17 protein-coding genes, 1 pseudogene and 2 riboswitches are annotated in these 23,906 nt (G+C 70.9%); of the genes and pseudogenes, 7 read left to right on the plus strand and 11 right to left on the minus strand.

Going from position 1 to position 23,906, the window contains the following annotated elements; translation table 11 throughout:
• Window positions 1-34 precede the first annotated feature (34 nt).
• Together LWP59_RS31340 and LWP59_RS31345 are read left to right on the plus strand one after the other, a co-directional pair.
• Complete coding sequence (locus LWP59_RS31340) at window positions 35-1,075, plus strand: LacI family DNA-binding transcriptional regulator (RefSeq protein WP_144643850.1); 1,041 nt, start codon at window positions 35-37, stop codon at window positions 1,073-1,075.
• A 199-nt stretch (window positions 1,076-1,274) separates the two neighbouring features.
• Window positions 1,275-1,907, plus strand: coding sequence for a TetR/AcrR family transcriptional regulator (locus LWP59_RS31345; protein WP_144643848.1), 633 nt, complete (start codon window positions 1,275-1,277; stop codon window positions 1,905-1,907).
• Between the two features lie 112 nt (window positions 1,908-2,019).
• Here LWP59_RS31345 and LWP59_RS31350 read toward each other — a convergent pair.
• From LWP59_RS31350 to LWP59_RS31360, 3 genes and pseudogenes are all read right to left on the minus strand, one after another.
• Window positions 2,020-2,251 (minus strand): annotated as a pseudogene (locus LWP59_RS31350) (SMP-30/gluconolactonase/LRE family protein); the annotation flags it as partial.
• A gap of 58 nt (window positions 2,252-2,309) precedes the next feature.
• On the minus strand, window positions 2,310-2,972 hold the full coding sequence (locus LWP59_RS31355; protein ID WP_144643846.1) for a histidine phosphatase family protein: 663 nt from the start codon (window positions 2,970-2,972) through the stop codon (window positions 2,310-2,312).
• Between the two features lie 9 nt (window positions 2,973-2,981).
• Entirely contained in the window at window positions 2,982-4,154 is a 1,173-nt protein-coding gene (locus LWP59_RS31360; protein ID WP_144643844.1) for a S8 family peptidase, read from the minus strand.
• Window positions 4,155-4,334: 180 nt separating this feature from the next.
• Between LWP59_RS31360 and LWP59_RS31365 the strand changes: the two genes are divergently transcribed.
• Complete coding sequence (locus LWP59_RS31365) at window positions 4,335-5,183, plus strand: hypothetical protein (protein ID WP_229857807.1); 849 nt, start codon at window positions 4,335-4,337, stop codon at window positions 5,181-5,183.
• 226 nt (window positions 5,184-5,409) lie between these two features.
• Here LWP59_RS31365 and LWP59_RS31370 read toward each other — a convergent pair whose 3' ends face one another.
• Window positions 5,410-7,014 (minus strand): acyl-CoA synthetase, encoded by a 1,605-nt coding sequence (locus LWP59_RS31370; protein ID WP_144643842.1) that lies wholly within the window; start codon window positions 7,012-7,014, stop codon window positions 5,410-5,412.
• 106 nt (window positions 7,015-7,120) lie between these two features.
• Here LWP59_RS31370 and LWP59_RS31375 point away from each other — a divergent pair, with 106 nt between their 5' ends.
• Window positions 7,121-8,755: a bifunctional 3'-5' exonuclease/DNA polymerase gene (locus LWP59_RS31375; protein WP_229857790.1), complete on the plus strand. Its 1,635-nt coding sequence runs from the start codon at window positions 7,121-7,123 to the stop codon at window positions 8,753-8,755.
• Here the strand turns inward: LWP59_RS31375 and hrpA are convergent, their stop codons facing one another.
• A complete protein-coding gene (gene hrpA, locus LWP59_RS31380; protein ID WP_444541910.1) occupies window positions 8,756-12,601 on the minus strand; it encodes an ATP-dependent RNA helicase HrpA in 3,846 nt (1,281 codons plus the stop codon).
• Window positions 12,602-12,693: 92 nt separating this feature from the next.
• Entirely contained in the window at window positions 12,694-13,857 is a 1,164-nt protein-coding gene (locus tag LWP59_RS31385; protein WP_144643865.1) for a lactate 2-monooxygenase, read from the minus strand.
• A 121-nt stretch (window positions 13,858-13,978) separates the two neighbouring features.
• Between LWP59_RS31385 and LWP59_RS31390 the strand changes: the two genes are divergently transcribed.
• Window positions 13,979-15,208: a Bcr/CflA family multidrug efflux MFS transporter gene (locus LWP59_RS31390; protein ID WP_144643863.1), complete on the plus strand. Its 1,230-nt coding sequence runs from the start codon at window positions 13,979-13,981 to the stop codon at window positions 15,206-15,208.
• Here the strand turns inward: LWP59_RS31390 and LWP59_RS31395 are convergent.
• Window positions 15,156-16,370 (minus strand): NAD(P)/FAD-dependent oxidoreductase, encoded by a 1,215-nt coding sequence (locus tag LWP59_RS31395; RefSeq protein WP_144643839.1) that lies wholly within the window; start codon window positions 16,368-16,370, stop codon window positions 15,156-15,158. The two genes, LWP59_RS31390 and LWP59_RS31395, sit on opposite strands and share 53 nt — an antisense overlap.
• Window positions 16,371-16,500: 130 nt before the next feature.
• Between LWP59_RS31395 and LWP59_RS31400 the strand changes: the two genes are divergently transcribed.
• Complete coding sequence (locus LWP59_RS31400; RefSeq protein WP_144643838.1) at window positions 16,501-16,701, plus strand: hypothetical protein; 201 nt, start codon at window positions 16,501-16,503, stop codon at window positions 16,699-16,701.
• Window positions 16,702-16,755: 54 nt separating this feature from the next.
• Window positions 16,756-17,565: an ABC transporter ATP-binding protein gene (locus tag LWP59_RS31405; RefSeq protein WP_144643837.1), complete on the plus strand. Its 810-nt coding sequence runs from the start codon at window positions 16,756-16,758 to the stop codon at window positions 17,563-17,565.
• Between the two features lie 160 nt (window positions 17,566-17,725).
• On the opposite strand, the gene LWP59_RS31410 is transcribed toward LWP59_RS31405, so the two are convergent.
• The 4 genes from LWP59_RS31410 to gcvP are packed head-to-tail and all read right to left on the minus strand — an operon-like array spanning window position 17,726 to window position 23,609.
• Window positions 17,726-18,421 (minus strand): FadR/GntR family transcriptional regulator, encoded by a 696-nt coding sequence (locus tag LWP59_RS31410; protein ID WP_144643836.1) that lies wholly within the window; start codon window positions 18,419-18,421, stop codon window positions 17,726-17,728.
• 1 nt (window position 18,422) lies between these two features.
• Complete coding sequence (locus LWP59_RS31415) at window positions 18,423-19,709, minus strand: L-serine ammonia-lyase (RefSeq protein WP_144643835.1); 1,287 nt, start codon at window positions 19,707-19,709, stop codon at window positions 18,423-18,425.
• Between the two features lies 1 nt (window position 19,710).
• A complete protein-coding gene (gcvT, locus tag LWP59_RS31420) occupies window positions 19,711-20,787 on the minus strand; it encodes a glycine cleavage system aminomethyltransferase GcvT (RefSeq protein ID WP_373299636.1) in 1,077 nt (358 codons plus the stop codon).
• Between the two features lie 2 nt (window positions 20,788-20,789).
• Window positions 20,790-23,609, minus strand: coding sequence for an aminomethyl-transferring glycine dehydrogenase (gene gcvP / locus LWP59_RS31425; protein WP_144643834.1), 2,820 nt, complete (start codon window positions 23,607-23,609; stop codon window positions 20,790-20,792).
• Window positions 23,610-23,640: 31 nt separating this feature from the next.
• Window positions 23,641-23,731, minus strand: a riboswitch (glycine riboswitch).
• A 1-nt stretch (window position 23,732) separates the two neighbouring features.
• A riboswitch (glycine riboswitch) is annotated at window positions 23,733-23,824 on the minus strand.
• Window positions 23,825-23,906 lie beyond the last annotated feature (82 nt).

Genomic DNA, 23,906 nt, shown 5'->3' on the forward strand with positions numbered 1-23,906 from the left:
CTACTGAGAGCGCTTGCCGGCAGGGGGAGGACCGATGATCGCCAGGAGCCACGTGACGCTCGAAGACGTCGCACAGGTGGCCAGTGTGTCGCTGGCCACGGCCTCGCGCGTGCTCAACGGCACCACCAACGTCCGGGAGGACCTGCGCGAGCGGGTGCTCGCCGCCGCGACCGACCTGGACTACACGCCGAACGTGCACGCGCAGGCGCTGGCCGGCGCCGCGCTGCGCACGGTCGGTGTGGTGTGCCACGACCTCGGCGACCCGTACTTCGCCGCGGTGGTCCGCGGTGTGCTGCGCGCGGCGGACCGCAACGGGCTGCTGGTGCTGCTCACCGACACGTTCCGCGATCCAGACAAGGAGATCGCCGCCGTCTCCACCCTGCGCAGCCAGCGCGCTTCGGTGATCCTGCTCGCCGGTTCGGCCTTCGAGGACAGGGCGTGGGAGCGGGCGCTGGCCGCGGAGCTCGAGCCGTACCGGCGGGGCGGCGGCCAGGTTGCCGTGCTGGGCCGGCATCGCAACCTCAAGGCCGACAGCGTCCGGCCGGAGAACCGGGCGGGTGCGAAAGCGCTGGCCGATGCGTTGCTGGGGCTGGGACACCGTCGGTTCGCGGTGCTCACCGGGCCGCGCACGATGACCACGGTGCTCGACAGGATCACCGGGTTCGCCGAGGGCCTTGCCGGGGCCGGGATCGAACTGTCGGAACGGGACGTGTTCGAAGGGGCGTTCAGCCGGGACGGCGGCCATGCGGCGGCGACCGAGCTGGTGGCGGCCAAACACAGGGCGACCTGCGTGTTCGCGGTGAACGACCAGATGGCGCTCGGTGCGATGACGGCGTTGCGCGAGGCCGGGCACAGCATTCCCGGTGACGTCTCCGTCGCCGGGTTCGGCGACATCCCGGTCGCGCGCGACCTCGGCCCGGCGCTCACCACGGTCGCCCTGCCGCTGGAGGAGCTGGGCGAACAAGCGCTGGAGCTGGCGCTCAGCGGCGGACGGGGTGGCCGCAGCCGGGTCCGGCGAGTGGCAGGCGAGGTCGTCCTGCGCGAGAGCACGGCCAGGACCCGCCGTCGTCGTTGACTGTCCACAGTGGATTAGTACTACTCAGGGTAGAAAACCGGCGGCGGATCCGTCCGGCGGAATTCGCTCCCGCGTTTCACCTGCGGTTTCGGCCGACAGGCCCACCGGGGCCGGTGGTCATGCTCCGATCGACTGACACTCGGTGACAGTTGGCCGGAAACGAGCTCCCTTGCTGGGTGATCGTGCCACGATATGGCGCATGACAACCGCATCCGAACCCCGCTGGCGAAGACTCGAGCCCGATCAACGAAGGGAGCAGATCTTCATCTGCGCCGCCCGGCTGTTCGGAGAGCGTCCGTACGCCGGAGTGTCCACTTCGGACATCGCCGCCGAGGCGGGAGTGGCCCGTGGTCTGATCAACCACTATTTCGGCACCAAACGGGAGCTCTACCTGGCCGTGATCCGCCGTGCGGTGACCATGCCGATGCCAGACATGGAGGTCGGCGGTGGTTCGCTATACGAACGGGCGCACACCACGGTCGACTGGTTCCTGGACATGGTGCACAGCCAGGGAAAGATGTGGCTGGTCGCCACCTCGGAGGGCATCGGGCAGGACCAGGAGGTGGAACAGATCATCGTGGACGCCGAGCGGAAATCCGCCGAACGGCTGCTGGACGCGTTCGGGATGCCCGCCGAGAGCGACATCCGCCCCCGCCTCAACGCGCTGGTCCGCGCGTTCGCCGGAATGGTCAAGGCGGCGGGCCGGGAATGGCTGCTGCGCGGGGAACTCGACCGCACCCAGGTGCACGTGCTGCTCTACCAGACGCTGATCACGCTGCTCGAGGACGTGTTCCCCGAGGTCCTGACGAGGCCGCCGCACGCTGAGAACTGAACGAAAACGGAAAACCTCCTGGGGGTGGCTTCCGGTCAGGGAAGAACCGGATTTCGTATCCGAGTGTTCAGCCGACCGCCGTGACGGCGATCGCACTCGCCTCCAGACTGCCGCCGGTGGAGATGTTGTCCGCGAAGCCCGGCAGCTCGCCGATCAGCACGTCGTCGCGCCCCGAGCCGAGCCAGATCCGGCGCACCTGGCAGGTGCTGGTCTCGGCCACCGCGACGAAGGACTTGTCCGGGACGAGGGCCGGAGGAGTCGGTGAAGTAGGCGGTGCCGTCGGCCGCGACGGCCGCGTTGTTGCAGAAGACGAAGCGGCGGCCCAGCGCCTCCTCGGCCAGCACCGGACCCCTTGCCGTCGACCGGGAGCATGCGCCCTCGCCGAAGCTCGTGCCGGCTCCGTCAGCGGTAGGTCAGCAGCCGGGAGGTCCGGCCGTCGAAGTGCGAGTGCTCGTTGAACGACAACAGGGTGACCCCGCTGCGCCCGGACACCAGCTTCGTGATGCCGCAGTTGACCGTGACCCGGTTCAGCCTGAGCAGCCCGGCCTCCGGATGCCCCAGCAGCTGGCCGGCGAGCATCCCGATCACCCCGCCCGAGGTGAACGCCACGGCGTTCTCACCCTTGCCCAGCAAGGAGACGAGGTCCTCCAGCGCGCCGGTCACCCGCGCGCGGAATGCGGGCCAGGTCTCGGCGCAGGGGCTGTCCTCCCCCGCACCCATCCACTCGGCGAGCGCGCCTTCGAGCACCCTCTGGTAGCCGCGGGAGTCCGCGGCGTTCTGCGGCACGCCCCCGCCGTGGTGCGCCACGATGTCGACGTGGTCGTACTCGTTCCACCGCGGGTCCTCCTTGGCGGGCGTTTTGACGCCCAGCCAGTCGAGCACCGTCTCGGCGGTCTTGCGCTGCCGCGAAAGCGACCCCGAACGCGCTTCGGTGAAGCGGACGTCACGGCGCAACAGCTCCGCGCCGACCACCGCGCCCTGCTCGATCCCGAGCCCGGACAGGCGGTCGTAGTCCGCTTCACCGAAGGAGGCCTGACCGTGCCTGATCAGGTAGATCGCACCCATTCAGGCAGACTATCCGGCCGTGTTCAGCAGCTTGTTCGGCGTGCCGGCGGTCGCGTTGCTGATCTTGCCGGAGGCGGCCGCCGAGGTCAGCGCGGCGGACACGTCGGCAGGGGACGCGTCCGGGTGGTCTGCCAGGTAGAGCGCGGCAGCGCCGGTGACGTGCGGGGTCGCCATCGACGTGCCGCTGATCGTGTTGGTCGCGGTGTCGCCGGTGCCCCACGAGGACGTGATGTTCACGCCCGGCGCGTAGAGATCGACGATGCTGCCGTAGTTGGAGAAGCTGGCCTGCTTGTCGGTCCGGTCGCTGGCGGCGACGGTGATCGCGCCCGCGACACGCGCCGGTGAGGAGCCGCTGGCATCGGCGCCGTCGTTCCCGGCCGCGACGGCGAACGTGACGCCCTTCGCGATCGCGCCTTCCACGGCCTGGTCGAGCGCGTCGTCCGCGCCGCCGCCGAGGCTCATGTTCGCCACCGACGGGCCGCTCGCGTGCTCGGCGACCCAGTTGATCCCGGCGACGACCTGCTCGGTGGTGCCGCTGCCGTCGGCGTCGAGGACCCGCACCGGCACGATCTTCACGCCCTTGGCGACGCCGTACTCGCTGCCGCCGATCGTGCCCGCGACGTGCGTGCCGTGGCCGTTCTCGTCGGTCGGGTCGGTGTCGTTGTCGATGAAGTCGTAGCCGCCGGAAACGCGCCCGCCGAACGTCTCGTGCGTGGCGCGGACACCGGTGTCGATGACGTACGCGGTGACGTTCGACGCAGTCGTGCTGTAGGAGTACGACGAGTCGAGCGGCAGATCCTGCTGGTCGATCCGGTCCAGGCCCCAGGACGGCGGGTTCTGCTGGGTGTCGGAGACGTGGAAGACGTGGTTCTGCACGACGTAGGCGACGTTGCCGTCGGCCGCGAGGCGCTTGGCCTCCTGCTCGTCGGCGTGGACCGAGAAGCCGTGCAGGGCGGCGTCGAAGGTGTGCTGGACCTGCGCGCCGTAGTGGCCTGCCAGCGTCTGGGACAGCGTGTCGACGATGCCCGCGTTCTTGAGCACCACGATGTAGCTGTCCGACACGGCGCCGGCGGTGTTCGCGTCGCGGATCTGGCCCTCCTGAGCCTGCGCGACGCCGGTGCCCGCCGCAGCGGCCGCGGCGACGACCGCGCCTGCCGCGAGCAACTTCCGAGCGTTCCCCATCAAACTGCCTCCCCACCCGATCTAGTGACTAGGAGGTCATGCAATCTCGCCGTTAAACCCCAGGGCAATGATTCACAGTTACCAGTATTAACCCATTTGGGGGAGCGCTGCTAAGTTGGCAGGGACGAGCAGCCAACGTTCGAGGCGGAAAAGGTGGCCAGTTCCGACACCGCGTTCTCGATGGCGCTCCGCACCGCCATCGCGCGCAGTGGCCTGAGCCTCGACCGGTTGCAGGCACGGCTGCAGGCGAACGGCATCCCGGTCAGCGTGACGGCGCTGAGCTACTGGCAGTCGGGCAAGCGGCAGCCCGAACGGCAGAGCTCCCTGTCGGCGGTCCGGGTGCTGGAGGACGTGCTGGGCCTGCGCCCGGGTGAGCTGCTGAGCCTGCTGCCGCCGCCCCGCCCGCGCGGAGTGGCGCGGCGCCGGACCGAGCCGGTGAACTTCCCCGTGGACGCGCTGCGGGCGCTGCTCGAGCGGGTCGGTGCCCCGCACGCGCTGGAGCAGCAGCACCAGCTCAACCTCGCCAGCCTGCACGACCGCTGCGAGATCGCGGCCGACGGCGGCCAGCGCTCGACCACGGCGCGGGCGGTGTTCCAGTCCACCGCGGACGGTCAGGACCGGTGGCTGCTGGTGTATGACCACGGCGGTGCGGCCCCGCCCCGGCTGCACGCGCTGCGCAACTGCCGCGCGGGGCGGGTCGAGGTCGATCCCGAGCACGGGCTGACGGCCGCGGAGCTGATCTTCGACCGGTCCATCGACAGGGGCGAGACGCAGCTGATCGAGTACACCCTGACGAACGGTGGGCCGCCGTATCCGGAGTGCGCGAACACCCACTACCGCGAGTTTCGCCGCCCGGTGCGCGAATACCTGCTGGAGATCCAGTTCGACACGGCTCCGGCGCGTTGCTGGCAGTACGCGCGGACCGGCGACGCGGAGGAAGGCCGCGACCTGCAGCTGGACGCCACCGGCGGCGTGCACGCGGTGGCGCTTGACTTCGGCCCGGGGGTCTTCGGGATCGGGTGGGGATGACGACCACGGGCTCCGGTCAGGGAAGCGCGCGGAACCGTGGCGGGCGAAGCGGTTGCCGGATCCGAAGTGGACAGAGAAGGTAGGCCCCGGAATCGGTGGCGTCCGAGGCGGTGGTCAAGGTCAGCCCCTGGGCACCGTGCGGGAGGTCCAGTCCCAGACTCGCTCGGTCGCGGGCCGCGACGATCGTGAGCACGGCCGGCTGCCCGAGGAGTACTCTTCCCGCCCCCTAGTCCAGCTTGTTCCGCAGCACCTTCCCCGTCGCGTTCCTCGGCAGCTGGTCCAGGAACTCCACGTCCCTGGGGACCTTGTACCGCGCCAGGTTCGACTTCACGTACGCCCGGACCGTGTCCGCGTCCAGGTCGCTGCCGTCCGCGCGGACGACGAACGCCTTCAGCCGCTGCCCGAACTCCTCGTCCGGCACCCCGATGACCGCCGCCTCGAGTACGTCCGGGCGCTCCACCAGCAGGTTCTCCACCTCGATCGGGAACACGTTCTCGCCGCCGGAGACGATCATCTCGTCGTCCCTGCCGTCGATGAACAGCAGCCCGTCCTCGTCGAAATGACCCATGTCGCCGGTCGAGAGCAGCCCGTCGAGGAGCTCCTTGTGCCTGCCGTCGGTGTAGCCGTGGAAGCTCAACCCGCTGCCGACGAACACCCGGCCCGTCACCCCCGGCTCGGTGATGCGCCGCCCTTCGCCGTCGTACAGCACCACTTTGCAGCCCACCGGCGCCCGTCCGACGGTGCCCGGGGCCTTGCGCCAGTCCTCCGGCGTCGCCACCGTCGCGACCGCGACCTCGGTCGAGCCGTACAGGTTGTGGATCACGTCGCCGAACGCCTCGGTCGCGCGGTTGCCCAGGTCCGGCGACAGCGCCGAGCCCGCGACGAAGATGATCCGCAGCGACGACGTGTCGTAGCGGCTGATCACCTCGGGCCCCAGGTCGACGATCCGCTGCAGCATCGTCGGCACCAGCACGAGCGCCGTGCAGCGGTGCTCCTCGATCCCCTTCAGCGTCGCCTCCGGGTCGAACCGCCGGCGCATCACGACGGTGCAGCTCAGCGCGTACGACAGGATGAACTGCGAGACACCCGTCCCGTGGAAGATCGGCGCGCCTAGATACGTGCACTCGCCGAAGCGCAACGGGATGCGGTCGAGGAACTGCGCGCTCGAGAGCAGCGACGTGTGCTCGCGCGGCGCACCCTTCGGGGTACCGGTGGTGCCGCTGGTCAGCAGCACGAAACCGCCCCGGCGCGCGGGGTAGGGCATCGGGCGGTCGTCGGTGCTGGCGATCAGCTCGTCCAGCACCGGGATCTCATCGAGCGCGTCCTCGGTGTCCACCCACGCGAGGTAGCGCTCGACGTCGGCCGGGATGTCCGACAGCAGCTCGGTGAACTCCTGGTCGTGGACGAGCGCGGTCGCCTTCTCGCGCTTGGCGACGTCGGCGAGCTGGGTCTTGCCGAACCCGGTGTTCATCAGCAGCAGCCGGGCGCCGAGCTTGCCCGCGGCCGACATCGACAGCACCAGCCCCCGGTGGTCCCGGCACAGCGCGGCGATCACGGTGCCCGGCTTGATCCCGCGCCCGGCCCAGGCACGGGCGAGCGCGTTGGACTGCAGATCGAGCTGCCTGAAGGTGAGCGGCCCGCGCTCGTCGACGAGGCCGACGGCGTGCGGGTCACGGCGGGCGGCGACCTGCGCGGCGGCCGCGAACGGGCCGATCTTGCGCATCGCCACCAGGGCGAACAGGCCTTCGTCGACACGCGGGAACGGGATGAGGCCCGCCTTCCACATCACCTCGATGCTGCGGACGGTTTCCGTCATCTTGTCGACGAGCATGGCGCCTCCGTTGGGCCCGGCCGTACCGAGAGTATGGACGTTACCGAACAGTAGTCGACCCTGCCCAGTGCCGAAAAGTGTCGGTGGTCAGGCGCAGAATGGGAGTGTGCACAGTTATGTCGGCCAGGAGGAGGACGGCACCTACACGGTGCTGGAACCATCCGGTCGGCGCACCGTCGACCTCGCCGGCCTTGCGGAGCAGGAGCGCGCGCACCAGCCGCGCTGGGTGTTCGCGTCGGTCGAGCGGCTGTACCCGGAGCTGGTGCGCGGCGGGCTGCGCACCAGCCGCTGCCACGACCTCTCGCTCGCCGAGGGGCTGCTGCTCGCGTATGAGGGCCGCGGCGGGCCCCGAAGCCTGGCCGCCGCGCTGGCCAGGGCCAACGGGCTCGAGCCGCCGCCGGACGAGCCGTCGCACGCGGACGCCCAGCCGGCGCTGTTCGAGACCCGCGCGTCGGGCCTGCCGCCCGGCGTGGCGGTGGTCGACGCGGCGAAGACGGTGCTGGCCGAGCAGGAGCGCCGCGTCCGGCAGTGCGAGCACCCCGACCGGATGCGGCTGCTGATCGCGGCCGAGTCGGCGAGCGCGCTCGTGGCCGCCGAGATGGCGCACGACGGCCTGCCCTGGCGTGCGGACGTCCACGACGCGCTGCTCACGGAGATCCTCGGGCCCCGGGTGGCCGCCGGGCAGCGGCCGAAGAAGCTGGTGGAGCTTGCGGCGCGGGTGAGCGAGGCCTTCGGTGGCAAACCGGTCAACCCGGACAGCCCGGCGTCGATCGTGCGTGCCTTCGGCCGCGAGGGGATCTCCATCCCGTCCGCGCGAGCGCATGTCGTGCGCAAGATCGACCATCCCGCGGTGCCGCCGCTGATGGAGTACCGCGAGCTGTCGCGGCTGCACTCGGCGAACGGCTGGGCGTGGCTCGAGGAGTGGGTGCACGACGGCCGGTTCCGCCCGGAGTGGGTGGTCGGCGGGGTGGTCTCGGGACGCTGGGCCAGCCAGGGCGGCGGAGCGCTGCAGATCCCGAAGACGCTGCGGGTGTGCGTGCGCGCGGACCCGGGCTGGAAGCTCGTGGTCGCGGACGCGGCCCAGCTCGAACCCCGGATCCTCACCGCGCTGTCCGGCGACCGGCGGCTGGCCGAGGTGTCCGCGTCGACCGATTTGTACGCGCGACTGGCCGAGGCGATGTTTCCTGCAGTGGACGAGAAGTCGCGCGGGCGCGCGAAGATCGCGATGTTGTCGGCGATGTACGGCGGCACGGCCGGGGAGGCGGCGTCGCTGCTGGCGTTGCTGCGTCAGCGTTTCCCGGACGCAGTGTCCTATGTGGAGCATGCCGCGCAGGCCGGCGAGCGCGGCGAGCGGGTCCGGTCCCGGCTGGGCCGCACGTCCCCGGCCCCGTCGGAGGCGTGGCGGGCGCTGACCGGCGCGGCGGAGGACGACGGCCGCGGCCGCCAGGCAGCGCGCAACTGGGGCCGGTTCACCCGGAACTTCGTGGTACAGGCGAGCGCGGCGGACTTCACCGCGGTGCTGCTCGCCACCCTGCGGCAGCGGCTTCCCGAGCCCGCGCAGCTGGTGTTCTTCCAGCACGACGAGGTGATCGTGCACGCGCCGGACGAAGTGGCCGCAGACGTGCCGGCGCTGATCGACTCCTCGGTGGCCGAAGCGTCGGCGCTGATGTTCGGCCCGTCGTGCCCGGTGCACTTCCCCATGCACACGGCGGTGGTCGACACCTACGCCGACGCGAAGTGATCAGGCCGCCGCGTCCAGGGCCTTCAGGATCCGCTTCGGGGAGACCGGGTACGCGGTGCCGAGCGTCTGCGCGAAGTAGCTCACCCGCAGCTCCTCCAGCATCCAGCGCACGTCCACCAGCGCGGGGCCCGGCTGGACGCCCGGCGGGAGCACGTCGACGGTCTGCTGGTACTCCTCGCGCAGCCACTGCAGGTCCCGCAGCAGCTCGACGTCCTTCGCCGCCGCGTTGGCGAGTTTGTCGATCCGACGCTCGATCGCGCGCAGGTACCGCACGAGGTTCGGCAGCCGGTCGAAGCCGGTCGCCGTCACGAAGCCGTTGAACACCAAGCCATCAAGCTGCACCCGGATGTCCGCGAGCGACTCGGCGGGGCCGTGCGCGTCCGCCAGCCGGGTCTCCACGTCGTTCGCCGCGAGCAGGATCTGCTCCACTTCGGACAGTACGTCGAGCACGAGCGGGTTCAGCCCGCCGCGCACCTTCTCCAGCAGCACCGCGAACCCGGCCTCGTCCCAGACCGGCCCACCGTTGTCGGCGATGAGCTTGTCCACCGCGCAGTTCACGCAGTCCTCCAGCAGCGCGGCCACGCTGCCGTGCGGATTGCGCCCCAGCACCAGTTTCGAGGAGTTCGACAGGTTGCGGCTGATGAACTTCATCGGCGAGGGCAGGTTCAGCCGCAACAGCTTCCGCGTGCCCAGCCACATCTCCTGCCGCTGTTCGACCGGCGTGTCGAGCATCCGCACGGCCACCGTTTCGCCCTCGTCGACCAGCGCGGGAAACGCTTTCACCTCGTGCCCGCGCCGGGTGCTCGCGAACACCCGCGGCAGCTCCCCGAACGCCGGCCTGGTCAGCCCGGCACGCTCGATGCTGTCGGCCGCCTTGGAGATCGTCTCCCGGACCTGACCGCTCAGCTGCCGCTTCAGGGCCGCGAGATCCTTGCCCTCACGCAGTTTCCGGCCCTTTTCGTCGACCACCCGGAACGTGACCCGCAGGTGTTCGGGCACTTCCGACCAGGCGTCCGGCGGGACCGCGACCCCGCGCAGGTCCTGCAGCTCACGCGCCAGCACGACGAGCAACGGTCCGTCGGCCGGACCCACCTGCGACAGCACGTACTTCGCGGTGTCCGGCGCCGGCACGAAGTTGCGCCGCAACTGCTTGGGCAACGATTTGATCAGCGCGGTCACCAGCTCCTCGCGCAGCCCCGGCACCTGCCAGTCGAACCCGTCGGGCGTGATCTGGTTGAGCACCGGCAGCGGGATGTGCACCGTCACGCCGTCGGCGTCGGCACCGGGCTCGAACTGGTAGGTCAACGCCAGCCGCTGCGAGCCCTGCACCCAGGTGTCCGGGTAGTCGGACTCGCGGACCTGCTCGGCGGCCGAGTTGATCAGCATGGCCTTCTCGAAGTTGAGCAGGTCCGGCTGCGCGCGCCGCGTCTTCTTCCACCAGGTGTCGAAATGCCGTCCGGAGACGACCTCCTCGCCGACGCGCTGGTCGTAGAACTCGAACAACGTCTGGTCGTCGACCAGGAGGTCATGCCGGCGGGCCCGGTTCTCCAGGTCCTCGACCTCGTCGAGCAGCGCACGGTTCTCGGCGAAGAACCTGTGCTGGGTGTCCCAGTCGCCTTCGACCAGCGCGTGCCGGATGAACAGCTCGCGCGAGAGCTCCGGGTCGATGCGGCCGTAGTTCACCTTGCGGTCGACCACGAGCGGCACGCCGAACAGCGTCACCCGCTCGCTCGCCATCACCGCGCCGCGCCTGCGCTCCCAGTGCGGCTCGGAGTAGTTGCGCTTGACCAGGTGCGCGGCCAGCGGCTCCACCCATTCCGGTTCGATCCGCGCGTTCACCCGCGCCCACAGCCGGGAGGTCTCGACCAGCTCGGCCGAGATCAGCCACCGCGGCTGCTTGCGGAACAACGCCGAGCCGGGGAACACGGCGAACCGCGCGCCGCGGGCGCCGAGGTAGTCACCCTTGTCCGGGTCCTTCAGCCCGATGTGCGACAGCAGCCCGGAGATCAGCGAGATGTGCACGTTCTGCGGGTCGGCGGGCTCGCTGTTCAGCGTGACGCCCAGCGGCTTGGCCAGCTGGCGCAGCTGGCTGTAGATGTCCTGCCATTCGCGCACGCGCAGGTAGTTCAGGAACTCGGCGCGGCACAGCTTGCGGAACTGGTTGTTCGACAACGCCTTCTGCTGCTCCCGCAGGTACTCCCACAGGTTCAGGTAGGCGAGGAAGTCCGAGGTCTTGTCGGCGAACCGCGCGTGCTGCTGCTGGGCGGCCTCCTGCTTGTCGGCCGGGCGCTCGCGCGGGTCCTGAATGGACAGTGCGGCGGCGATGATCATCACCTCGCGGACACAGCCGTTCTTCGCGGCCTCGACCACCATCCGGCCCAGCCGCGGGTCCACCGGCAGCTGCGCCAGCTTGCGCCCGATGTCGCTCAGCCCGTCCTTCTCCAGCGCGCCCAGCTCCTGCAGCAGCTGCACGCCGTCGTTGATCTGGCGGCGGTCCGGCGGCTCGACGAACGGGAACGCGGCGATGTCGCCCAGGTCCAGCGAGGTCATCTGCAGGATCACCGACGCGAGGTTCGTGCGCAGGATCTCCGGCTCGGTGAACTCCGGACGGGACTCGAAATCCGCTTCCGTATAGAGGCGGACGCAGATACCGTCGGAGGTCCGCCCGCAGCGGCCCTTGCGCTGGTTCGCCGAGGCCTGCGAGATCGGCTCGATCGGCAGCCGCTGCACCTTCGTGCGGTGGCTGTACCGGGAGATGCGTGCGGTGCCGGGATCGATCACGTACTTGATGCCGGGCACGGTGAGCGAGGTCTCGGCGACGTTCGTGGCCAGCACGATCCGCCTGCCCGCGTGCCGCTGGAACACCCGATGCTGGTCGGCGGCCGAGAGCCGCGCGTACAGCGGCAGTATCTCGGTATTGCGACGGTCCTGTTTGGACAACGCGTCCGCGGTGTCGCGGATCTCCCGCTCCCCGGAGAGGAAGACCAGGATGTCGCCCGGCCCTTCGGCGCACAGCTCGTCCACCGCGTCGGAGATCGCCGTCACCTGGTCGCGGTCCTCGTCGTCGGGCCGGTCGGGGTCGGTGATCGGGCGGTAGCGGACTTCGACGGGATAGGTGCGGCCCGAGACCTCGACGATCGGCGCGCCCCCGCTGTGCCCGTCCCGGGGGGACGACCCCCCGAGCCCCCCGAAATGCTCCGAAAACCGCTCCGCGTCGATGGTCGCCGAGGTGATGATCACCTTGAGGTCGGGACGGCGCGGCAGCAGCTGCTTGAGGTAGCCGAGCAGGAAGTCGATGTTGAGGCTGCGCTCGTGGGCCTCGTCGATGATCAGCGTGTCGTAGCGGCGCAGCAGCCGGTCGGTCTGGATCTCGGCGAGCAGGATGCCGTCGGTCATCAGCTTGACGAGCGTGTCGTCGCCGCTGGTGTCGGTGAAGCGGACCTTGTAGCCGACCGTGCCGCCGAGCTCGGTGCCCAGTTCGCTCGCGATGCGCTCGGCGACCGTGCGCGCGGCGAGGCGGCGGGGCTGGGTGTGCCCGATCTGACCGCGCACGCCGAGGCCCAGTTCGAGGCAGATCTTCGGCAGCTGCGTGGTCTTGCCCGACCCGGTCTCGCCCGCGACGATGACGACCTGGTTGTCCCGGATCGCGGCGGCGATGTCGTCCCTGCGCCTGCTGACCGGCAGCTCGGCGGGGTAGGTGATCTCCGGCAGGCTCTCGCGGCGCCGGCGCACCCGCAGCTCCGCGGCGTCGATGTCCCCCGCGATCTGCCGGGCGATGCGCTCGGGATCGCGCGACTTGCGGGCACCGTCGAGCCGGCGACGGAGCCGGTGCTCGTCGCGCAACATCAACTCGGGCAGCCTGGCCCGCAGCTCGGCAAGGGGGGATGGCGTAGACATACGCCTTCCAGTATAACGGGCACGCGCGAGCGATTTCGGTCTCAGCCGCGGACCAGTGCCGAGGGGGTCAGCGCCGCCGCGGTGCGGTGCCCGGCCAGCGCGAGCGTCAGGTCGAGATCGGCGAGCAGGCTGCGTAGGACGTGCCGCACGCCGTCCTCGCCGCCGAGCGCGAGGCCGTACACGAACGGCCTGCCGAGCAGGACCGCCTTCGCCCCCAGGGCAAGGGCCTTGATCACGTCGGAACCGGTGCGCACGCCCGAGTCGAACAGCACCTCCAGCTGGTCGCCGACGGCCTGCGCGATACCCGGCAGCGCCTCCAGCGCGCCGAGCGCGCCGTCGACCTGCCGCCCGCCGTGGTTGGACACCACGACCCCGTTCATCCCGGCGTCGGCCGCGCGCCGCGCGTCGTCGACGTGCTGGATGCCCTTGAGCACGATCGGGCCGTCCCACAGCTCGCGCAGCACCACCAGCTGGTCCCAGCTGTGGTCGGTGCCGGTGAACATGCCCACCCACTGCAGGATCGCCGTCGCCGCGTCGTCCTCCGGCGTCTTCGCCAGCCGCGCGCGGAACGCCGGGTCGGACATCGCGATCGCGGTGCCCTCGTTCCTGATGAACGGCAGGTACGCGCGGTCGAGGTCGCGGGGCCGCCAGGCGAGCGACCAGGTGTCGAGGGTGACCACCAGCGTCGTGTAACCGGCCTTGTGCGCCCGCTCGAGGATGCTCGCGGTGACGTCCTGGTCGTTGGGCCAGTACAGCTGGAACCACCGCGGCCCGTCGCCGTTCGCCTCGGCGACCTGTTCGATCGTGCGGGTGGACGCGGTGGACAGGATCATCGGCAAGCCCATCCCCGCCGCGGCGCGCGCGGTCGCCAGCTCGCCGTCGGGATGCACGATCGACTGCACCCCGACGGGCGCGAGCAGGACCGGTGCGGGCAGCTCGGCACCGAACAGTGTGGTGGTCAGGTCGCGGTCGGTCGCGCCGGTGAGCATCCGCGGCACGATCTTCCAGCGGTCGAAGGCTTCCCGGTTCGCCCGCATGGTCGCCCCGGCCCCGGCACCACCGGCCACGTAGCCGAGCGCCTCGGGCGTGAGCACCGCCGCGGCGGACTCCTCCAGCGCGGTCAGGTCGGTGCTCAGGGCCGGCGTCGTTCCGGCCAGCCCCTGCAGGTAGATCTCGTTCTGGTAGCCACCGAACCGCTCGGCCACGCGCACCTCCTCGTCGATGTGGCCGCAGCCTACGTGTTCGGGCGGCCGGCGGACGGCCACGCCGGTTATGGTCCAGGCCACATCCGGAATAGAAACGCTGTTGCGCGGGTTCGCCGTGCCGATGACGGCGACCACGACACCCCCCAAGCCCCGGACCCTGCGCAACGCCCTGATCCTCGGCAGCCTCTCGGCGTTCGCGCCACTGTCGATCGACATGTACCTGCCCGCGTTGCCGCGGATGGCGGGCGATCTGCACAGCGCCGACGCGACGCTGCAGCTGACGCTGACTGCCTTCATCATCGGGCTGGCGGTGGGACAGCTGGTGCTCGGCCCGATCTCCGACGCCGTCGGCAGACGGACGCCGTTGCTCGCCGGGCTCGTCCTGTACGCGGTGTCGTCCGTGCTCTGCGCGCTGAGCCCGTCGGTCGAGCTGCTCATCGCGGCGCGGGCACTGCAGGCGCTCGGCGCGGCGGCGGGCATCGTGATCGCCCGCGCGATCGTGCGGGACCTGTACTCCGGCACGGCGATGACGAAGTTCTTCTCGCTGCTGATGCTGGTCAGCGGCCTCGGGCCGGTCCTCGCCCCGGTGATCGGCGGGCAGATCCTGCGGCTGACGTCGTGGCGTGGTGTGTTCGTCGTGCTGACCGTGTTCGGCGCGCTGCTGCTGCTCGCGACCGTGCTCGCGCTGCCCGAGCCCCTGCCGCCGGCCCGACGCAGCCCCAACCGGCTCGCCGCCACCCTGCGCACCTACCGCGGGCTACTGGCCGACCGGTCCTTCCTCGGCTACGCGCTCGCCGGCGCGCTGATGTTCGGCGGCCTGTTCGCGTACGTGTCGGCGTCGTCCTTCGTGCTCCAAGGCGTCTACGGGTTGAGCCCGCAGGAGTTCAGCCTGGTCTTCGGCGCCAACGGCGTCGGGATCGTGCTCGCCGGCCAGCTCAACGGCTGGCTCGTCGGCCGCTTCCCCGAACGCGCGCTGCTCGCGGCCGGGCTGATCGTGTCCGCCGCTGGCGGGCTGGGCGTGCTGGCGGCCGCGGTGTTCTCGCTGCCGCTGGCCGCGCTGCTGGTGCCGTTGCTGCTGCTGGTATCGAGCATCGGCATGGTCATGCCGAACGCGTCCTCGCTCGCGCTCGCCGATCACCCCAGCACCGCGGGCGCGGCGTCGGCGCTGCTGGGCGTGCTGCAGTTCGTCATCGGCGGCCTTGCCACCCCGCTGGTCGGGATCGGCGGCGAGCGGACCGCGATCCCGATGGGCACGGTGATGGCCTGCTTCGCCGTCGCCGCCCTGGTGATCTTCCTGGCTACGAAGAGGCGAGCGCCGACAGATCCGACTCTCGCAACTGCTGAGCGGTAACGGTCGCGTCGCCCTCGACGAGTGCCTTCAGCGCCTCGCCGTCGTCCCACACGTTGACGTTCATCGCGGCGGTCACCTCGCCCCCGCGCAGCCAGAACGCGATGAACTCACGCTTGGCGAGGTCGCCGCGCACGACGAGCTCGTCGTTGTCCGGGTCGGCGAGGCCCCGGTACTCGCAGCCGAGGGAGTACTGGTCGGAGAAGAAGTACGGGACGTTGCGGTACGGCTCCTGGCCGCCGAGCAGGTTGCCCGCGACGTGGGCACCCTGGTTCTTCGCGTTGGCCCAGTGCTCGACCCGGATCCGCCTGCGGTAGCGCGGATGGAAGTGCGAAGCGATGTCGCCGACGGCGTAGATGTCGGACGCGCCCGTGCGCAACGTGGCGTCGACCGCGATACCGCCGTCGTCGGTGAGGTCGATCCCGGCGTCGTGCGCGAGGTCGACCCGGGGCGCGACGCCGACCGCGACGAGCACCAGGTCCGCGGGCAGCTCGGTCCCGTCGGACAGGCGCACACCGCCACCGGTCAGCTCGCTGACGCCCGTGCCGAGGCGCCAGTGCACGCCGTTTTCGCTGTGCAGGTCCTGGAAAACGGCCGCGACCTCGGGTCCGAGCACCGCCAGCAGTGGCGCCGCGGCCTGCTCGACCACCGTCACCTCGACCCCGTGCCGCCGGGCGGCGGCCGCGGCCTCCGTGCCGATCCAGCCCGCGCCGATGATCACCACGCGCTCGGCGGTCGAGAAGGCGGCGCGCAGGGCGAGGGCGTCGTCGAGCGTGCGGAGCGTGCGCACCAGCGGCAGGTCCGCGCCGGGCACGGGCAGCGGGCGTGGCCGCGAACCGGTCGCCAGGAGCAGCCTTTCGTAGGGGTGCTCGGTGCCCTTGTCGTCGACGACGAGCCGGGCGCCGCGTTCGATCCGTATCGCGGCGGTGCCGGACCGCAGGTCGATGTCGTGCTCCCGGTAGAAGCCCTCGTCGCGCACCCAGTCCGGCTCGTCCGTGTCGCCGAGCAGCAGCCCCTTCGACAACGCGGGCAGCTCGTAGGGCCGGTGTTCCTCCTGGCCGAGGACCACGAGCTCGCCCGAATAGCCGTGCTCACGCAGAGTGGCCGCCGCCGTCGCGCCGCCGAGGCCCGCTCCGATGATCACGATCCGCCCGGGTTCCGACATCTGACTCTCCCATCGCCGGTGACGTGGCTCACGCTACCGTCCGGGTGAGTTTCCCGCGCCCACCGTCACGACGACGCCGGCAGGCTGTCCCACGCACGGTCCGGGAGAACACGAACGAGGGGGGAACGACGTGGCTCAGGACGAATGGTCCGTCTCCTGCCGGGATCTGGCCGGCCGGAAGCGCGACCTGACCGTGTTCGTCAGCAGTGGACGGGTGGTCGTGGTGGCACCTCCTGGGGAGGCGGCGGTGCTGGAACCACTGGACGTGGGCCGGTTGCGGGCGGCGTTGCGGGACGCGGTGGTGATGATGGGCAGTCAGACCCGGGAGTAGTGATCACGCGGGCGACCGATACCGCTCGACGGCTAGGCAGGTTAGCCTAACTTCATGACCGCGATCGCCGAAACCACGACCGCCACCCGCCTGCACGGGGAAGGCCTGACCCTGGCCTACGACGGACGCACGGTCGCCGAAGAGCTCGCCGTCACGATTCCGGACCGGTCGTTCACGGTGATCGTCGGCCCGAACGCCTGCGGGAAGACGACGCTGCTGCGCGCGCTGGCCCGGCTGCTCAAACCGCGCAAGGGCATGGTGTACCTGGACGGCGAGGTCATCACGTCGATGCCGGCCAAGCAGGTCGCCCGCCGCCTCGGGCTGCTGCCGCAGAGCTCGATCGCACCGGAGGGCATCACGGTCTCCGACCTCGTGGCGCGCGGCCGGTACCCGCACCAGCGGCTGCTCCGGCAGTGGTCGAAGGAGGACGCGGCCGTCGTCGAGCGGTCGATGGCCGCGACCGGGGTGGGCGAGCTGGCGGACCGGCTGGTCGACGAGCTGTCCGGCGGGCAGCGGCAGCGGGTGTGGCTGGCGATGGCGCTCGCGCAGGAGACGGAGCTGCTGCTGCTGGACGAGCCGACGACGTTCCTGGACATCGCGCACCAGATGGACATCCTGGACCTGTGCGCACAGCTGCACGCGGAGCAGGGGCGGACGCTGGTCGCGGTGCTGCACGACCTCAACCACGCCGCCCGCTACGGCACGCACCTGATCGCCATGCGCGGCGGCGAGGTCATCGCGACGGGCACGCCCGAGGAGGTCGTCACGGCGGAGCGGGTGGAGGAGATCTTCGACCTCCCGTGCCGCGTGCTGCCCGACCCGGAGACCGGCACCCCGCTGGTGATCCCGAAGGCGCGGCGCTAGGGGGTGTCCTCAAAGGCTGGTCGATGGGCTTCGTGATCCAGGTGGTTCCTGGTGGTGCCAGGGATTCGCCCTCGTACCGGGTTGTACTCGGGTGAATTCCCGGTGCCGTCCAGGGGCCGCCTGGGCGCGGAGAGCGCGATTGAGCCTTTGCGGACGCTCCCTAGGTCAAGAACGCCCGCAGCAGCGACGCCGTCCCCTCCAGGTGTTCGGCCATGGCTCGGCGGGCGGCGGCCGCATCGCCCGCCAGGATGGCCGCCACGACAGCCTCGTGCTGGGCGTTGGAGTGCTCCAGGTTCGGCTCCAGCAACGGGATCTCGTCCAGCAGCCGGTTGACCCGCATCCGCACGTCCGCGAGCGCCGAGGTCAGCGAGGCCGAGCCGGTGACCTCAGCGATCGCCAGGTGCAGGCGCGAGTCGCGCCGCCGGTAGTCGGTCAGGTCCGCCGCCGCGGCCTCCGCCAGGGTGGCCGTCAGATGCTCCCGCGACGGCGGCTTCAACGACCGCATCGCGGCCAGCTCCGCGGCCCCGGTCTCCAGCACATACCGGACGCTGAGCGTGTCCTCCAGGTCGGGCCGCTGGTCCCCCGCCGACGGCTCGGGCAGGGTCTCGTGCACGAACGTCCCGCCGTAGCGCCCGCGCCGCGACTCCACATACCCCGCGTCGGACAGCGCATGGATCGCCTCGCGCAGGGTCACCCGGCTCACGCCGAGGCGCTCGGCCAGCTCCCGTTCCGGCGGCAGCCGCTCGCCCGCCCCGACGACGCCGAGCCGGATCGACTGCAGCAGGCGCTCGACCGTCTCCTCGAAGGCGTTGCCCGCGCGGACCGGCCGGAACAGTGCTTCGTCGGCGCCAGCCATGTCAGCATTCGATCACGTTCACGGCGAGCCCGCCGCGTGCGGTCTCCTTGTACTTCACCTTCATGTCGGCACCGGTCTCCCGCATGGTCTTGATCGCCTTGTCCAGCGTGACCACGTGCCCGCCGTCCCCGCGCATGGCCATCCGCGCCGCGTGGATCGCCGTCGACGCGGCGACCGCGTTGCGTTCGATGCACGGGATCTGCACCAGCCCGCCCACCGGGTCGCAGGTCAGCCCCAGGTGGTGCTCGACGCCGATCTCGGCCGCGTTCTCCACCTGTTCGGGGCTGCCGCCCATCACCTCGGTCAGCCCGGCCGCCGCCATCGCGCACGCGGAGCCGACCTCACCCTGGCAGCCCACCTCGGCACCGGAGATCGAGCCGGTCGTCTTGAGGACCACGCCGATCGCGCCCGCGGTGAGCAGGAACCGGACCACCCCGTCGTCGCCGGCATCCCGCACGAACCGGCGGTAGTAGTGCAGCACCGCCGGGATGATGCCCGCGGCCCCGTTGGTCGGCGCGGTGACGACCCGGCCACCGGCGGCGTTCTCCTCGTTCACGGCCAGCGCGTAGAGGCTCACCCAGTCCATGGCCTGCAAGGAGTCTCCGCCATCGCCCTCCGCGAGCAGCTTGGCGTGCAAGGACTTCGCCCGTCGCCGCACCTTGAGCCCGCCGGGCAGGACGCCGTCGGGCTCACACCCGTTGCGCACGCATTCGGCCATCACGTCCCAGATGCGCAGCAGCCCGGCGCGGATCTCCTCCCGGGAGCGCCAGGCGAGTTCGTTGCGCAGCATGATCTCGCTGACCGCCACGCCCTGTTCGCGGGTGTGCGCCAGGAGCTGCGCACCGGTGGAGAACGGGAACGGCAGCGGCGTGGCGTCCTCGGTGATCCCCTGCTCTCCGCGGACGAACCCGCCGCCAACGGAGTAGTACGTCCGCTCGGCCAGCAGGTCGTCGCCGTACGCACGGAAGATCATCCCGTTCGGGTGCGCCGGCAACGACTTCCGCCGGTGCAGCACCAGCTCGACCTCGAAGTCGTAGGACGGCTCCGCGTCGATCGCGACCGTCTCCGGCTTCTCCCCGGACAGTCCTAAGAGGACAGCGCGTTCGCTGCCGTGCCCGTGCCCCGTCGCGCCGAGCGACCCGAACAGCTCGACCCGGACGTGCCGCACCCGGGATCGCAGGTCGCCCAGGCTCTCCAGGAACAACCCGGCCGCACGCATGGGCCCGACGGTGTGCGAGCTCGACGGCCCGATCCCGATCGAGAACAGGTCGAAGACGCTGATGGCCATCTCAGGCGCGCTTGTAGAAAGGCGTCGCGACGACTTCGACCGGTTCCACCCGGCCCCGGATGTCGACCGACAGGCCGGTGCCCGGCTCGCTCAGCTCCTTCGGCACGTAGGCCATTCCGATCGGGTAGCCCAGCGTCGGCGACAGCGCACCACTGGTCACCTCGCCGACCTCGCGCGAACCGTCGAGCACCCGGTACCCGTGCCGCGGCGCGCGACGGCCCGAACCCCGCAGGCCCACCAGCACCTGCGCCGTTTCGCGGCGGCCCGCCAGCGCGGCTTTGCCCACGAAGTCCGGCTTCTCGAACTTCACGACCCGGCCGAGCCCGGCGTCGAACGGCGACCGCCCGGCGCTGAGTTCGTTGCCGTACAACGGCATTCCCGCCTCGAGGCGCAGGGTGTCGCGGCAGGCGAGCCCGGCCGGCAGCAGCCCGTGCGGTTCGCCGGCGACGGTCAGCACCTGCCAGACGTCGACGGCCTCGGCCGCCGGGACGTACAACTCGAAGCCGTCCTCGCCGGTGTAGCCGGTGCGGGCGAGCAGCACGTCGTGACCGCGCACTGTCGCGGGCATGCTCGCGTAGTACTTCAGCTCGCTCAGGTCCGCGTCCGTCACCGAGCCCACGATCGCCGCCGAATTCGGGCCCTGCACGGCGATCAGTGCGGTGTCGGCGGAACGGTCCTCGACCGCTGCGTCGAACCTGGCCGCCCGCGACTTCAGTTCGGCCGCGACGAGCGGGGCGTTACCCGCGTTGGCGACGACGAGGAACTTCTCCTCGGCCGGCCGGTAGACGACGAGGTCGTCGAGCACGCCCCCGTCTTCCGCGCAGATCATCGTGTACCGGGCGCGGCCGACCTGCACCGCGGACAGGTTGCCGACCAGCGCGTGGTCGAGCGCCTCCGCGGCCTGCGGGCCGGTCAGCTCGATCTCGCCCATGTGCGAGAGGTCGAACAGGCCCGCGGCCTCGCGCACGGCGCGGTGCTCGGCGAGCTCGCTCGAGTACCGCACCGGCATCTCCCAGCCGGCGAAGTCGGTGAACAGCGCATTAAGTCCTTCGTGGACGCCGTAGAGCGCGGTGTGCATGATCAGCTCCCGTAGGCTTCGATCGGCGGGCACGAGCAGACGAGGTTGCGGTCGCCGTAGGCGCCGTCGATCCGGCGGACGGGCGGCCAGTACTTGCCCTTCGGGGAGACCCCGGCCGGGTAGACCGCGACCTTGCGGTCGTACGGCAGGTCCCACTCGGTGGTCAGGGTCTCCGCGGTGTGCGGGGCGTTACGCAGCGGGCTCTGCTCGATCGCCCAGCGCCCGTCCGCGACCTCCTCGATCTCGTGGCGGATCGCGATCATCGCGTCGCAGAACCGGTCGATCTCGGCGACGTCCTCGCTCTCGGTGGGCTCCACCATGAGCGTGCCGGCGACCGGGAACGACATCGTCGGTGCGTGGAAACCGTAGTCCACCAACCGTTTCGCGACGTCGTCGACCGTGACGCCGGTGCGCTTGGTCAGCGCCCGCAGGTCGAGGATGCACTCGTGCGCGACTAGGCCGTCGCGGCCGGTGTAGAGCACCGGGTAGTGCGGGGACAGGCGCGCGGCGACGTAGTTCGCGGCGAGCACGGCGACCTTGGTCGCGCTGGTGAGCCCGGCCGCGCCCATCATCCGCACGTACGCCCACGAGATCGGCAGGATCGACGCGGACCCGTACGGCGCGGCCGAGACCGGGCCCACACCGGACTCCCCGGCCAGTTCGGGGTGGCCGGGCAGGTACGGCGCGAGGTGCGCGCGCACCGCGACCGGGCCGACGCCGGGACCACCGCCGCCGTGCGGGATGCAGAAGGTCTTGTGCAGGTTCAGGTGCGACACGTCGCCGCCGAACTCGCCGGGCTTGGCCAGCCCGAGCAGCGCGTTGAGGTTCGCGCCGTCCACGTAGACCTGGCCGCCCGCGTCGTGCACGAGACGCGCGATCTCGCCGATCCCGTTCTCGTACACCCCGTGCGTGGACGGGTAGGTGACCATGATCGCGGCCAGCGTCTCGCGGTGGGTGTCCACTTTGGCCCGCAGGTCTTCGAGGTCGACGTCGCCGTTGGTCCGGCAGGCGACGACCACCACGCGCATCCCGGCGAGCACGGCGGACGCGGCGTTCGTGCCGTGCGCGGACGACGGGATCAGGCAGACGTCACGCTCGGGGTTCCCATTGGCCTTGTGGTACGCGCGGATCGCGAGCAGGCCGGCGAACTCGCCCTGCGAACCAGCGTTCGGCTGGAGCGAGACCTTGTCGTAGCCGGTGACCTCGGCGAGCCAGCCGCACAGCTGGTCGATCAGCTCGCGGTAGCCCGCGGCGTCCTCGGCCGGGGCGAACGGGTGCAGGCCGGCGAACTCGGGCCAGCTGATCGGCTCCATCTCGGCGGTGGCGTTGAGCTTCATGGTGCACGAGCCGAGCGGGATCATCCCGCGGTCGAGCGCGTAGTCCAGATCGGACAGTCGGCGCAGGTAGCGCAGCATGGAGGTTTCGGAGCGGTGGGTGTGGAACACCTCGTGCGTCAGGTACTCGCTCTCACGCGCGAGACCCGCCGGCAGGGCCGTGGCACCGGGCTCGGCGTGGGCTTCGAGGTCGAAGGCCAGCAGCACGCGGCGCAGCGTGTCCACAGTGGTGACTTCGTCGCACGCGATGCGCACGTGGTCGGCATCGGCGTGCCCGAGGTTGATGCCGAACCTGCGCGCGTCGGCGATCACCTGCTGCGCCCGGCCGGGGACGCGGGCGAGCACGGTGTCGAAGAAGCTCTCGTGCACGATCCCGACGCCGCCTTCGCGCAGCGCGGCGGCGAGTCCGGTGGCCAGCCCGTGCACCCGCTCCGCGATGGCTTTGAGGCCGTCGGGGCCGTGGTACACCGCGTACATCGCGGCGAGCACCGCGGGCAGCACCTGGGCGGTGCAGATGTTGGAGGTCGCCTTCTCCCGGCGGATGTGCTGCTCGCGGGTCTGCAGCGCGAGCCGGTACGCGGGGTTGCCGTCCGCGTCGAGCGAGACGCCGACGAGCCGGCCGGGCAGCGACCGCTCCAGCCCCTTGCGCACGGCGAGGTAACCGGCGTGCGGCCCGCCGTAGCCCAGCGGAACGCCGAAACGCTGCGTGGTCCCCGCCGTGATGTCCGCTCCGAACTCCCCGGGCGCGGTGACCAGGGTGAGGGCCAGCAGGTCCGCGGCGACGGTGTACAGCGCGCCGGCGTCCTTCGTGACGGTGCCGATCGCCTCGTAGAAACCCTTGCCCCGTAACACTCCGGAGGCGCCCGGATACTGCACGACGACGCCGAAGAACTCGTCCGGCAGGCCGGTCTGCAGGTCCCGTACCTCGACCTCGATGCCGACGGCCTCGGCGCGGGTCCGCACGACGGCGATGGTCTGAGGCAGGCATTCGGCGTCCAGGACGACGCGGGAGGACTTGGCCTTCGACTGGCGGCGCATCAACATGACGGCCTCGGCGACGGCGGTCGACTCGTCGAGCAGCGAGGCGTTGGCCGTGTCGAGGCCGGTGAGGGTGGAGACCATGGTCTGGAAGTTGAGGAGCGCTTCGAGGCGGCCCTGCGAGATCTCCGGCTGGTAGGGCGTGTACGCCGTGTACCAGGCCGGGCTCTCCAGCACGTTGCGGCGGATGACCGGCGGGGTGATCGTGTCGCTGAAGCCGAGGCCGATCATCTGCGTCATGGGCCGGTTCTTCGCGGCGAGGGCGCGGAGCTCGGCGGTCGCTTCCTGCTCGCCGGCGGGCGGCAGGAGGTCCAGCTCACGGGAGTTGCGGATCGCGGCGGGGACGGCGGCCTCGACCAGGGCGTCCAGGCTCCCGTACCCGCATTCGGCGAGCATCTTGGCCTGCTCGTGCTCGGATGGACCGATATGACGATCGGCGAAGGTGGACATCGGGAGCTCCTCATTCAGCGGCTGCGGGAACTCCCCCTCTGTCATTGGCACCTGAGAGTTTCACCGCGGGCGCGGCTTTCACCTTGGGTGAGACGCGACGTCGCGCCTGCTTTCCAGAGTGGCCTGGCCCGAGCGGTAACTGGTACCTGAGAGATTGGCGGGGAAGTTGCTCCTTCGGTGCCCCGTTTCCACGGGGGCTCTCCCGCTCCGGCTCATATCGGCCGATGTTCAGTTGTGTGTGTTCCGCGTCAGTCTACAGCCGGGCGACGCCCGTGGCAGTCATGCGGCCCCCTTGAT

Origin of the sequence: Amycolatopsis acidiphila (assembly GCF_021391495.1) — a bacterium.
Classification (GTDB): Bacteria; Actinomycetota; Actinomycetes; order Mycobacteriales; family Pseudonocardiaceae; genus Amycolatopsis_E; species Amycolatopsis_E acidiphila.

Excerpts from the sequence above, each read along its gene's own strand:
- LWP59_RS31345 (WP_144643848.1), top strand. The coding sequence starts at position 1,275 with ATGACAACCGCATCCGAACCCCGCTGGCGAAGACTCGAGCCCGATCAA.
- LWP59_RS31395 (WP_144643839.1), bottom strand. The coding sequence starts at position 16,370 with ATGTCGGAACCCGGGCGGATCGTGATCATCGGAGCGGGCCTCGGCGGC.
- gcvT (WP_373299636.1), bottom strand. The coding sequence starts at position 20,787 with ATGCACACCGCGCTCTACGGCGTCCACGAAGGACTTAATGCGCTGTTC.
- LWP59_RS31360 (WP_144643844.1), bottom strand. The coding sequence starts at position 4,154 with ATGGGGAACGCTCGGAAGTTGCTCGCGGCAGGCGCGGTCGTCGCCGCG.
- LWP59_RS31370 (WP_144643842.1), bottom strand. The coding sequence starts at position 7,014 with ATGCTCGTCGACAAGATGACGGAAACCGTCCGCAGCATCGAGGTGATG.
- LWP59_RS31340 (WP_144643850.1), top strand. The coding sequence starts at position 35 with ATGATCGCCAGGAGCCACGTGACGCTCGAAGACGTCGCACAGGTGGCC.
- hrpA (WP_444541910.1), bottom strand. The coding sequence starts at position 12,601 with ATGTTGCGCGACGAGCACCGGCTCCGTCGCCGGCTCGACGGTGCCCGC.
- LWP59_RS31390 (WP_144643863.1), top strand. The coding sequence starts at position 13,979 with ATGACGGCGACCACGACACCCCCCAAGCCCCGGACCCTGCGCAACGCC.
- gcvP (WP_144643834.1), bottom strand. The coding sequence starts at position 23,609 with ATGTCCACCTTCGCCGATCGTCATATCGGTCCATCCGAGCACGAGCAG.
- LWP59_RS31415 (WP_144643835.1), bottom strand. The coding sequence starts at position 19,709 with ATGGCCATCAGCGTCTTCGACCTGTTCTCGATCGGGATCGGGCCGTCG.
- LWP59_RS31355 (WP_144643846.1), bottom strand. The coding sequence starts at position 2,972 with ATGGGTGCGATCTACCTGATCAGGCACGGTCAGGCCTCCTTCGGTGAA.
- LWP59_RS31365 (WP_229857807.1), top strand. The coding sequence starts at position 4,335 with ATGGCGCTCCGCACCGCCATCGCGCGCAGTGGCCTGAGCCTCGACCGG.
- LWP59_RS31405 (WP_144643837.1), top strand. The coding sequence starts at position 16,756 with ATGACCGCGATCGCCGAAACCACGACCGCCACCCGCCTGCACGGGGAA.
- LWP59_RS31410 (WP_144643836.1), bottom strand. The coding sequence starts at position 18,421 with ATGGCTGGCGCCGACGAAGCACTGTTCCGGCCGGTCCGCGCGGGCAAC.